The organism is Natronococcus sp. JC468, from assembly GCF_012163165.1.
Taxonomy (GTDB): domain Archaea; phylum Halobacteriota; class Halobacteria; order Halobacteriales; family Natrialbaceae; genus Natronococcus; species Natronococcus jeotgali.
On record NZ_JAAVUO010000073.1, the window covers coordinates 1 to 10,036 of the forward strand.

Sequence of the window (10,036 nt, forward strand, 5' to 3'; positions counted from 1 at the left end):
TAGCAGAAGCAGGTCTCGTCCACTACACGGAGGAACGGGACGCCATCGCTATTTCCGAATATGGCACGAACGCCACTTCGTTTATTAGCGAGAGCTTCTTTTGACCTCTGATGTCTCGTTCCGTCAGTCACGACCACGATGCACGCGAGGGGCTGAAGGCGACGCTGTACTGCTGGGGGTGTGATCACTCAAGTCCCATTGACGGCGACTGGGTCCGCAAGTCGCGCGGGACCAAGGTAGCGTATGTCTATCCTGACTGCGGGACGGTGATCGCGGAAAGGCCCCGAGAGAACAGCGGTCCCGATTCCGGCGAGGCCTGGGGACGGATAGTCCAGACTTCCGTCTCGATCTGGCAGGCCAGCAAAGCGAACTAACCTCCAACAGAAGTTGGTGGCAGCGTACGATCGTCTAAAACCCACGGAAATTGTCCGGTTACGCTTCGATATTCAGACTGTACAGGCGTTTCCGGGCGTCGGAGAACGAAAAGCGCGAATCGATCACGTGCTCGTCCTTGAGTCTATTCAGCGCGTACCGAACCGTCCGAGTGGGCAACAGCGTTTCATCGGCGAGTTGTTGCTGGGTCATCGCATCGTTGTGCTCGAGGACCTTTACAACGAGTTTAGCACTCGGAGGCAGGTCGCGGATGTCGTCCCAAGTTCCACGTGGTTCTGCGTCCTGTCGAAACGCTTCTGATGCACTCATTACTACACCGTTCCGGATGCAGAGTGATAATATTTTTCATCCGGAAATGCATTATGGTCATATTCATTGCCCACTGAGGCTATCCGGAGAATTTTTCTCGATAGTATTCTGGTGCAGTTAACTCTATCAGCCGATACCTATTGGGAAACTACTCACCGGCCGCTTTAACAGCCATGAGTAACCAGAGTATGGTGAAAAATGAACTGGCCAAATCTGTTGGTGGCAGTACTGATCCTACTTCTCTTAGTAGTCTTTCTGATAGGGACTCTCTTAGCCGGTCTGACCGCCGGATTGTGGTGAGTTGTCATCGAACTACGCTATAGTTGGGTTTAGCTGCTGAATCTAGATCTAATCATCATCTGTATGGGTATATCCAGCTTGTACAGAAGAGGAGAGACGGTAAATAGGCACATCTACTTGCCAGATAATTCACTGTAGAGGTGATTGTAATCAACACCACGGGAAGACGTCTCTGACACCCGCTAGTCAAGGAGGTATGAATCGGGAGTATCCGACCCAATGGTCTCGCCGTCGCGGTCATCCTCTTTTTCGCTCGGTACGAGGGGCCCGTCGTCGCTGTCGTTTTGGAGGTCGTCGACGCCGCCGAGAGCGAAGCGCAAAACACATCAGCCGAGTCTGAGACGAGAGACGCATGAACGGCGCGGGTGACGACGTCCAATATTTCGACTGGGTAGAGTATCCCCACGCCCGTGTTCGTGTTGAGATTGACAAATCCGAAGGTCACGTGACTCGGTTCGTGGTCCAGCTCGAGCGATCAACCGGAGATGAGTGGTCCGAAGTGGTCCGGTTCGATCACGAGCCGGAGAATCCGATGGGTCACGATATCACCGAAGAAGGGCTCCATATGGACGTCTATCGCGATAACGAAAAGGTACGCGTGAAAGACGACTTTCCGCCCGTACCTTTATCCGACGCGCCGCGATACTGTATCACGTACATCCGAACGAACGCCGATCAACTGCTCCAGAGGTTTGACCAATGGCACGATCTGAACGACCCCACGACGAACTAACCGACGAGGAACTTGCGTCCTTCGAGGACGGGCTGGAAGGCCTGGAGAATCGAGTGACCGAGTTCCTTACCGAGGGGACCGGTCGCACTCCCGAGCAGCTGGATGCGGCGATCGATGACTACGAAATGCCAGACCCCCTCGAGGACCGACCGGTTGACGACTGATTCTCTTTTAAATTCCCCAGCCGTAAGGTAGAGATCCGTTCTCTCGTGTTTTAATTTTCCGTAGCTTTGTGTAAGAGCGAGGTGAGCAGTCACTACTGAACGGAAGCCTCGGAAAAAATGTCGTCGCTCGTGGTTTATCGAAACTTCTCGTACTGCTCCCGGCGATCAAGGATACGACCGTCAGTCGACTTAGCGGGCTCGAGCTCGTCGGTGATCTCCCAATAGGAGTAGTCGGCGTCTCGTAGCACGAGAACCCGAACGGCGGTGTCGAACTTGTCTCCAGGAACGAGGCGCTCGCCGGCGTCGTCGAACGTGAGTCCGTAGGGTGGCCGTCCCTGATAGTAGCCCTTCTCGAGACGCCACTGGGTCTCTCGCTTCGCTCGCTCGATCTCTTTGCGTTTCCCAACGTCGTCGCTCGCGGCCATGGAGGCCTCAATCGCGAGGTTATAGTCGGACGTATCCACAAGGCCACGTTCGACTGAATGGAGATCGATGCCGCTCTCATCTACCAAAAGCAGTAGTCTGATCCGGTCATTCTGATCCCTTGTGAGTTTCACTCCCTGTCTGGGTTTCTACCACCCTGGGACTGGTTGTGGGAGATTGGACAACTAACTCACTCTTTCGTTGAGTTCCGCTAATAATTTCTGCCGGAAGAGATCCATTATAGTTGTCACTCATTTTACTAAGTAACAGGTAATGACACGGACCAATGAATACGATCCAGCAAAGACCATGAGTACAGACGCTCCTGCGATTGTTGGTTGTTCAAAGTGTACATGGAATTATAGTGGAAGCGTTTGGAGAGTGATCGTCCAATTCCTCAAGCACCACGTTGGCCACGCCAGCGAGAAGTTGCACTGATCATCTCGACTGAGGTCTCGTCTTTACCAGGTAGAGTGCTAGAGAGTGGTACGGTCTTGTGAAGGTGGAGTGGTAGGTGGTGGTGGTGACCGTACCAGTAGTAGCTTTCTGTTATTATAGTATCTTTCTACGGCTTGGTGGGATACACACACATGCATGAAAGGACAAAACTAGCACAACTAATAATTGACGTCTTCTGGAATTAGATATATAGAGTTACTAGATATGGAAAGCAAGTAGTGTTACATCCCATAATATTATTTATCATGTATGATTTACACAATCCATGACTGAAAAAGACAATCTGCTCGCTACATGTGATGACTGTGGAAAAGCGTATGCTGCGGTAAAAACTAATAGCGGGAAAATTTTACCCATTGGATCTCGAGGTGGCTGTTTGTGTGGATGTAAGTCGTTTTCGCCACTCAATCCAAAGTAATTGATGTCATTCTATTCAAGTACGATGAGACGGGAGAATGGCTGTGATTGATCCAATCGTCGCACTACTATACGGGTTTGGATTCGCAGCTATCTTTGTTTCATTTACATATGCGATACTGGTTCGATATACGAATCTTGTATAGTTTGAGAGCAGCATGTACCTAAATCCTTTTTGTCACAATTCCCATTAATTAGATGAAATACGAAGGTCTCCGCACCGAGATCCAAGACAACAACAGCACTGAAACTCTCGTGAATTCTCTGTCTAAGTTAGAAGTTGACGTACTGCGATTCCCATTCCTGGCGCTCTTGAATGGCTCTGTTTCCTTCATCGGTGATCGCGTAGTAGTTCGTCCGGAGATCGAGTTCCCCCTTTTCGACGAGTTTCTTATTGACAAGTGTATCAAGATTAGGATACAGTCGACCGTGGTTAATCTCCTTACTGTAGTATAATTCGATCTCATCTTTGATATCCTGACCAGATGGTTGATTAGCACCTGAAATGACATATAGCAAGTCTCGCTGAAATCCTGTAAAATCCTCCATGATGACTCATATATCTAATCACTCCTTATTATATCTATTGAATGTGATAATCATTGTTAGGATATAATTCAAAGGTGATAGTACTTGTTGTTTAGCTACGGTCTTCACAATGCTGATAAAGATTGGATATCTATTCAGGATTGGAATGGATTATACAATACTCCAAACAGAACTTCCAACAAGTGCTAATGAGGTCGTCTCTCAATACGGCCCAGCAGTCATTAGCGTTGTAACGACTGTTTTGTTGTTCCTCGTAATGTTTGCTCTGACATACATCATCGGCAAGAAGGTGGTTGTCAGGGCTACTCGCCAGTCATTGCAATCACGTGGTCTCAAGGCGGGACTTGTGAGCTTAGCAGTGAGTGTTGTCAGTATTCTCGTATTGATTGCAGCAGTCGCAGTAGCTGCTACGGTTGCTGGCTTCGGTGCGGTACTGACCGCGTTTGCGACTCTGTCTGGTGCATTAGCACTTGGCCTGAGCTTTGCAGCACAGGACTTGCTGAGTAATTTTGCGTCTGGGATATTCATTATTAAAGACGAACCGTTCAAGGTCGGTGATTGGATTGAATGGGATGGCAATGAAGGAATTGTGAAAGCAGTCAACCTTCGTGTTACGCAATTAGAGACTTTCGATAACGAATTAGTGACTGTTCCAAATAACCAGTTAGCGAACGCTGTTCTGGTCAACCACGTCGCAAACGAGTCACTGCGCGTCTCTTGTGATTTTGGTATTGGGTATGATGATGACATTACGATCGCACGTGAAGCGATAATTGATGTTGCTTCGAACTTGGAGGGAGTTCTTGCAGACCCTGAACCAGCCGCGCCAGTCACGTCGCTTGGGAACTCAGCAGTTGTACTGACAGGGCGTGTGTGGATTTCTCCTCGAGAACATAGTGCCGTTGCAATCAAGGCAGCCTTCCGAGAAGCTGTCAAACGCCGGTTTGACGAAGAAGGCATCGATATGCCGTACCCCCATACAGAATTGACCGGCGGTGTCACGTTAGATAATGTCCAAGAAACGAATCGCGTGGGTGGTTCGGCCGAGTAAGCACTTTTCACCACCGCTTATTCAGCGGTCTCTACTTCGCAGTTATTTTCGATGCCAAAAAGATGGTCTTGATGTGATTACTGAGTACCTCTATTAGTCGCTAGTTGGGTCGGATGAGCCGTAGTCATCAGTTGATCGGGTGTCGGTTTCCTTGCCCAATTCAGAGATGCTACGTCGGACATTGGCCATCCAGTCGTCGATATTTTCTGCGACGTAATCCTTGCTGCCCCAGCCAACACCAATAGCAATCGCCAGTGCCAGCGCAACACCAAGCGCACCGAAGAACGCTGTCACTGCTGCCGTGAAGAGCGTCGTCAGCACGGCTGTACTGAATCCGATCGTATCCAGTGCAATTGTGATGGTAATATAGTAGATGAGGAGCTTGACTCCGATGCCGGCCAGTGTTGTAAGGCGACTTGCATCGACACTGGCAACAATATCCTCGAGGGCGTCCGCGATGAAGACGCCAACAACAAGCACAAGTAGACCTCCAATCAGTGCGGGGACGAACGCCGCAAAGTCATTCAAGAGTTGGGAAAGTGCCGTAATACCGAGCGTATCCGCTGCAGTCAACAGTGCAAAGAAATACACTGCGTATTCAACGAGTTTTCCGGCAGCAGTTCCGATACCGCCAGCGGAAGTCGTTACATTTTCCAGCGGTGTTCCTCGGATATAGGTACGAAGTCCAAAACCGCGAACAATTTCAGCGACAATATCTCCGAGTCGCTGTCCAATGATGAACCCGATGACAAGGATAACCGCTGCTGAGAAGATAACAGGAAGGAACGCACCGATCTCTGAGAGGGATTCTGAAAGAATCTCGATTCCAAGCACGTCTGCTGCAGCGAGTGCAGCGTAGAAGTAAACAATATAAGCGACAAGTGTTCCGATCGCACTCGCAATACTCCCTTCAGTATCGGGTCCGTTCTCGAGTGGTGTACGTCGGGCATGATCTGAGAGCCCGATCTTTTCAAGAACTCGGGTAGTAATTCCCCCGAAGATACGACCAAGGACCCAGCCGATCAGGAGGATAATGACGGCACCGATGATCGCTGGGATGAACGCGATAATATTTGCAATCGTATCTTGAAGGAAATCTGGAACCTCTACTTGAAGTGTTGTACTACGGATAAGTGATTCTTGAGTTGTCATTGCTGATTACCTTGAATTACATCTAGAGACAGTCTCAGCCACTAGATGTGTCTCTAAAATCTAATGTCATGGGTATAAAACCCATGCGTGCTATGTATGGGTGTTTCTTAAAATTCTTCAATTGTCAGACGGATGGCTGACGGGTGTTGTTATTGATTCTAGCATCAAATTGAAAATAATAAACACGCCACCTGTGAGTCGTACTCGCTTTCGAGTTCTATGTGTGGTGAGTGTCTTTTTCTCTTGCAGACCCCCGCAACCCAAATAGTTATGTAATACCATGTCTGATGATTTCATGCAGGGACAACTCATCCTTGCAACTCGAGACAGTTCCAGATACGCACCCCCTCAATCTGGAGAACGTCCATCGGACATACACCGAACAGAAGGAGACGAAGATCGCCTCACACTTTCGTTGTGTGGAAATATCAGCAGCCACATTGAATGGGGAATCCTACTGGGTTTCCCCCTTCCGTGACTCTCTGCATTCAATTTTTGAGCACATAGTCTATTGAACAGAACATACAATACAGATTAACGTTGATCGTTAAGAAGTCTGTTATCACTGAAATGATCTCCAAAATAACACCTAGCTGTAGAATCTACAGAAAATACAGCGAGAGTGCCTCGGGGCTTGACCCCGAGGGTGAATCGCGTAAGTGCGATTCAAACATGCTCCGTGCGGTTGATGTATCGTTCCACAGTCCGCCCGCTCATTTCTCCTGCCGTCCCCACGTAAAACGAACGTTCCCAGAAACCACCGCCCCAGAACATCTGTTCAAGCAACGGTTCGTGTTGTTCCCACATCTCGCGGGCGGTGACGCTCTTAATCGTTCGGACGATTTCGCTCGGCGCGTGCTTCGGGTGTGCCGAGAGAAACAGATGCACGTGATCCGGGGCGATATGCAACGAGAGGATCTCGTACCCGTACCGTTCGGAAACTCCTCGAATACTCCGCTCAAGCGGGGCTTCGATCAAATCCAGTACGGCGTGCCGGTACTTCGGGCACCACACGAAGTGATAGTTGATTGTATAGACGGCGTGGTTTCCGTGACGTACATCCATCCTACCAGTACGTGCCCAACACCCTTAATACGTTCCAGTACGTTCTATGAGTATGGTCAGGAGATACACTGTCACCGTATCAGACGACCTCGGAGAGTGGTTGGACGACCAACCACATCTCTCCCCGAGCGGACTGCTTCAGAAAGCCATCCGCGAACAGCGCGAGAAAGAGGGAGAGTAACTGATGGACCTCACGCTTCGCTTTCGCGCGTATCCCGACGACGATACCGCGAGCGAAGCGTGGCGGCACATCAACATCCACCGGCAGATTCGCAACCACGCTGTCCGAGACTACTACCGCGCTCCCCGGAACGACCGTCCGAGCGCCTACGACCAACACCGCAAGCTCACCGAGTGGAAACGGAAGTGGTCGATGTTCAAGGACGTATCAGCCCATGCCGCTCAACAGACGGTGAGTCAGATTCACAAGGACCTGAAGGTGCTCAAAGAGCACCGGAAGAACGGTCGCAAGACCGGGCAGCTCAAGTGGCAGGGCGAGGGCGAAGTGCGGTCGGTAGCGTACCAGTCAGAAGGTTTCAACGTCAATCACACGACGGACCACGACGACTTCGGTACGCTCACTCTCTCGAAAATCGGCGAGATACCGATTCGTGCCCACCGCGACCTGCCGGCCACCGAGACCGTCAAACGCGCGATTCTCAAGAAGGAACGGACCGGCGAGTGGTTCGCCTGCCTTGTGATCGAAGTCGAAACGCCGGACAAACCGAATCCGGACGAGATCGATCCCGCCGACTGTGTCGGCGTGGATCTCGGGATACAGTCGTACATCCACACGTCCGACGATCTTTCGGTCGAGTGCTTGGACCTCTCCGGCGAATACGACCACTACGCCAAAGAGCAACGGTCGCTCGACCGCAAGCAACGCGGGTCGGCGAACTGGGAGAACCAACGTCGGAAGGTCGCCAAAGCGAAGCGGCGAATCCGGTGGAAGGTGCTCGACTTCCAGCACAAGCTTTCGACGTGGCTCGTTCGGGAATACGACGTGGTGGCGGTCGAAGACCTCGACGTGAAGCCGATGCTCGAAACGTCACAGTCGGCGAAGAACAAACAGGACGCCGCGTGGTCTCGATTTCTCGACCTACTCGAATACAAGGGCGAGTTGCACGGAACGCACGTCGTCCGGGTCGATGCTCGCGGGACGACGAAAGAGTGCAACGAGTGTGGCGTCGAAACGAGCAAGCCTCTATGGGTACGGGAACATTCGTGCCCGGCGTGCGGTCACACGGAGGACCGCGACTTGAACGCGGCAAAGAACATCCTCGACAGGGGACTCAACAAACTATCTCTTCATGTAGGGCCGGGACGGTCCGAATCAACGCCTGTGCAGACTGTGCTCCCTGCGTTTACTCGTCATTCAGGGCGGGTGGATGCAAAGCACGTCGTGGAAGCAGGAAGCCCCGCGGCTTGACCGCGGGGTACGTTCACTCAATCAGAATTGACGAGGTGCGAGCCATATACTAATCTGTAATATTGTTATGAATAGTGAGTTCTAGCTTGTTACTTTCACCCCCTATTTCCCATTCGAGGGTAGTATTCCGATCCATCTCAAGGGATTCAGCGATGTCTTTCGGAATGGTTGTTCGATACTGAACCTGCTCATAGTCTTCACCATCAGGATTTGGCGTAGTTGATTCGGTCACAGAAACAGTTGTTTCTTTCATTCTATTATAATATTATACGAAACCCGAAAATAATATATGTTACGGATAAATAGCGATTAATTCGAGGTGAAATGATTACAGAGGGGCCGAAGTCTGTTAGTATGATTCTGACAAAGTAACAAGACCTAAGTAGTGTATGATGGTACCAATACTCATGGACAATTCTGATGAGAAATTGATTTCTGTAGATTGCGATTGGTCTGCCAACCGTCCAAGTATAGTTATTGTTCGTGCAATTTCGTCGATTGAGAACGTTGAACCGACAAGCCTTTCGATGAACTTATCGAATCATACAGACCCTGTAGCACTTGACTCTTTTATGTCCAATAGTAACAATCCCTCAGTCTCTTTTCAAACTAATAGATATATAGTCCAGCTAACTAGCGATAAGTTATTTATTTCCTATTGCTAGATCCATGAGAGGTATTATATAATGGCTCCTAATCGACACGAACAGCAACGTCGAACTTCGCTCCAGGAACGAGGCGCTTGCCGGCGTCGTCGAACATGAGCCCGTAGGTGGCCGTCCCTGATAGTAGCCTTTTCGAGGCGCTGCTCGGTCTCTTGTTTCGCTCGCTCGATCTCTTTGCGTTTCCCGACGTCGTGACTCGCGACCATGGCGGCCTCGATAGCGAGGTTATAGTCGGCCGTATCCACAAGGCCACGTTCGACCGAATGGAGGTCGACGCCGCGCTCATCTACCGAGAGCAGTAGTCTGATCCGGTCGTTCTGATCCCTCGAGAGGCGAGACAAGTCCCGATCGACGACAGCCGAGACGTCGTCCTCCCGAACGAGGCACTAGAGCTCGTCGTACTTCTGGCAGGTCTCGTTGAAGCCACTGGTTCCGGTCTCTTCGTTCAGGATCCCGAGGAGTTCGAGGTCTCGGTCAGCACAGTAGTCCCGACTGTCTCGCTTCTGAGCTGTGATCGAGTGGTCAGATTCTTGTGAGAGCTGCACATATCCAAGTGTGAGGACGTCGTCTGATTCCAGTGGTGGGGACTTCTGGACGTAGACGACGCCCTCGCTGTTTCTGTTCATGGGTTATCCTTACTATTGTCGTGAACAGTGATCTCCAGTTTGTTACTCGCGCTGCCGACCTTCCACTCGAGGGTGGTCTCCCGATCCATGTCGAAGAACTCGGCGAGATCTTTCGGAATCGTAGTCCGGTACTGTTTCCGATGGTAGTCGTCGCCGTCGGGGTTAGTCGTCGTTGACTCGGTCACGGAGACGGTAGTTTCTGGCATTTCTGGTTTAACCTTACTCAAGTACTCAGCTTTGCACGTTGAAGTAGGAGCATGACGTAGGCGGTGGCAAGGACGAATGATGCCGATTACGGATT

Annotated in this window: 15 protein-coding genes; 6 read left to right on the forward strand and 9 right to left on the reverse strand. The window is 50.7% G+C overall.

What is annotated here, in order from left to right:
- The first annotated feature begins 110 nt into the window (after window positions 1-110).
- Window positions 111-374, forward strand: a complete 264-nt coding sequence (locus tag GWG54_RS19980; RefSeq protein WP_167939396.1) for a hypothetical protein — start codon at window positions 111-113, stop codon at window positions 372-374.
- A 58-nt stretch (window positions 375-432) separates the two neighbouring features.
- On the opposite strand, the gene GWG54_RS19985 is transcribed toward GWG54_RS19980, so the two are convergent.
- Window positions 433-702, reverse strand: coding sequence for a helix-turn-helix domain-containing protein (locus GWG54_RS19985; protein WP_008422168.1), 270 nt, complete (start codon window positions 700-702; stop codon window positions 433-435).
- Between the two features lie 999 nt (window positions 703-1,701).
- On the opposite strand from GWG54_RS19985, the gene GWG54_RS19990 reads away from it, so the two are divergent.
- Window positions 1,702-1,899 carry a hypothetical protein gene (locus GWG54_RS19990; protein WP_167939397.1) on the forward strand — a complete coding sequence of 66 codons (198 nt, stop codon included), beginning with the start codon at window positions 1,702-1,704 and terminating at the stop codon, window positions 1,897-1,899.
- Between the two features lie 134 nt (window positions 1,900-2,033).
- Here GWG54_RS19990 and GWG54_RS19995 read toward each other — a convergent pair whose 3' ends face one another.
- A complete protein-coding gene (locus GWG54_RS19995; protein ID WP_167939398.1) occupies window positions 2,034-2,456 on the reverse strand; it encodes a hypothetical protein in 423 nt (140 codons plus the stop codon).
- Between the two features lie 1,015 nt (window positions 2,457-3,471).
- The gene (locus GWG54_RS20000; protein ID WP_167939399.1) at window positions 3,472-3,747 is read right to left on the reverse strand and encodes a PadR family transcriptional regulator; all 276 of its coding nucleotides are present in this window, start codon (window positions 3,745-3,747) and stop codon (window positions 3,472-3,474) included.
- A 109-nt stretch (window positions 3,748-3,856) separates the two neighbouring features.
- Between GWG54_RS20000 and GWG54_RS20005 the strand changes: the two genes are divergently transcribed.
- The gene (locus tag GWG54_RS20005; protein WP_245242892.1) at window positions 3,857-4,798 is read left to right on the forward strand and encodes a mechanosensitive ion channel family protein; all 942 of its coding nucleotides are present in this window, start codon (window positions 3,857-3,859) and stop codon (window positions 4,796-4,798) included.
- 93 nt (window positions 4,799-4,891) lie between these two features.
- Here GWG54_RS20005 and GWG54_RS20010 read toward each other — a convergent pair whose 3' ends face one another.
- Entirely contained in the window at window positions 4,892-5,950 is a 1,059-nt protein-coding gene (locus GWG54_RS20010) for a phosphatase (RefSeq protein WP_167939400.1), read from the reverse strand.
- Between the two features lie 666 nt (window positions 5,951-6,616).
- Window positions 6,617-7,015, reverse strand: a complete 399-nt coding sequence (gene tnpA, locus GWG54_RS20015; RefSeq protein WP_167939401.1) for an IS200/IS605 family transposase — start codon at window positions 7,013-7,015, stop codon at window positions 6,617-6,619.
- Window positions 7,016-7,067: 52 nt separating this feature from the next.
- On the opposite strand from tnpA, the gene GWG54_RS21235 reads away from it, so the two are divergent.
- Both GWG54_RS21235 and GWG54_RS20020 read left to right on the forward strand, forming a co-directional pair.
- On the forward strand, window positions 7,068-7,196 hold the full coding sequence (locus tag GWG54_RS21235) for a hypothetical protein (RefSeq protein WP_280842122.1): 129 nt from the start codon (window positions 7,068-7,070) through the stop codon (window positions 7,194-7,196).
- Window positions 7,197-7,199: 3 nt separating this feature from the next.
- Complete coding sequence (locus GWG54_RS20020) at window positions 7,200-8,444, forward strand: RNA-guided endonuclease TnpB family protein (protein ID WP_167939402.1); 1,245 nt, start codon at window positions 7,200-7,202, stop codon at window positions 8,442-8,444.
- Between the two features lie 49 nt (window positions 8,445-8,493).
- Here the strand turns inward: GWG54_RS20020 and GWG54_RS20025 are convergent, their stop codons facing one another.
- Entirely contained in the window at window positions 8,494-8,697 is a 204-nt protein-coding gene (locus tag GWG54_RS20025) for an AbrB/MazE/SpoVT family DNA-binding domain-containing protein (protein ID WP_167939403.1), read from the reverse strand.
- A 154-nt stretch (window positions 8,698-8,851) separates the two neighbouring features.
- Between GWG54_RS20025 and GWG54_RS21420 the strand changes: the two genes are divergently transcribed.
- A complete protein-coding gene (locus tag GWG54_RS21420) occupies window positions 8,852-9,109 on the forward strand; it encodes a HalOD1 output domain-containing protein (protein ID WP_167939404.1) in 258 nt (85 codons plus the stop codon).
- A 14-nt stretch (window positions 9,110-9,123) separates the two neighbouring features.
- On the opposite strand, the gene GWG54_RS21425 is transcribed toward GWG54_RS21420, so the two are convergent.
- The 3 genes from GWG54_RS21425 to GWG54_RS20045 all read right to left on the reverse strand — a co-directional run.
- A complete protein-coding gene (locus GWG54_RS21425) occupies window positions 9,124-9,450 on the reverse strand; it encodes a hypothetical protein (protein ID WP_167939405.1) in 327 nt (108 codons plus the stop codon).
- 45 nt (window positions 9,451-9,495) lie between these two features.
- On the reverse strand, window positions 9,496-9,735 hold the full coding sequence (locus GWG54_RS20040; RefSeq protein ID WP_167939406.1) for a resolvase: 240 nt from the start codon (window positions 9,733-9,735) through the stop codon (window positions 9,496-9,498).
- Window positions 9,732-10,036, reverse strand: a 305-nt coding sequence (locus GWG54_RS20045) for a hypothetical protein (protein WP_245242894.1), incomplete at its 5' end; no start/stop codon positions are given. The genes GWG54_RS20045 and GWG54_RS20040, both read right to left, overlap by 4 nt.

Excerpts from the sequence above, each read along its gene's own strand:
- GWG54_RS19985 (WP_008422168.1), bottom strand. The coding sequence starts at position 702 with ATGAGTGCATCAGAAGCGTTTCGACAGGACGCAGAACCACGTGGAACT.
- GWG54_RS20040 (WP_167939406.1), bottom strand. The coding sequence starts at position 9,735 with ATGAACAGAAACAGCGAGGGCGTCGTCTACGTCCAGAAGTCCCCACCA.
- GWG54_RS20000 (WP_167939399.1), bottom strand. The coding sequence starts at position 3,747 with ATGGAGGATTTTACAGGATTTCAGCGAGACTTGCTATATGTCATTTCA.
- GWG54_RS20005 (WP_245242892.1), top strand. The coding sequence starts at position 3,857 with ATGCTGATAAAGATTGGATATCTATTCAGGATTGGAATGGATTATACA.
- GWG54_RS20020 (WP_167939402.1), top strand. The coding sequence starts at position 7,200 with ATGGACCTCACGCTTCGCTTTCGCGCGTATCCCGACGACGATACCGCG.
- GWG54_RS19980 (WP_167939396.1), top strand. The coding sequence starts at position 111 with ATGTCTCGTTCCGTCAGTCACGACCACGATGCACGCGAGGGGCTGAAG.
- GWG54_RS19990 (WP_167939397.1), top strand. The coding sequence starts at position 1,702 with ATGGCACGATCTGAACGACCCCACGACGAACTAACCGACGAGGAACTT.
- GWG54_RS21420 (WP_167939404.1), top strand. The coding sequence starts at position 8,852 with ATGGACAATTCTGATGAGAAATTGATTTCTGTAGATTGCGATTGGTCT.
- GWG54_RS21235 (WP_280842122.1), top strand. The coding sequence starts at position 7,068 with ATGGTCAGGAGATACACTGTCACCGTATCAGACGACCTCGGAGAGTGG.
- tnpA (WP_167939401.1), bottom strand. The coding sequence starts at position 7,015 with ATGGATGTACGTCACGGAAACCACGCCGTCTATACAATCAACTATCAC.
- GWG54_RS20010 (WP_167939400.1), bottom strand. The coding sequence starts at position 5,950 with ATGACAACTCAAGAATCACTTATCCGTAGTACAACACTTCAAGTAGAG.
- GWG54_RS20025 (WP_167939403.1), bottom strand. The coding sequence starts at position 8,697 with ATGAAAGAAACAACTGTTTCTGTGACCGAATCAACTACGCCAAATCCT.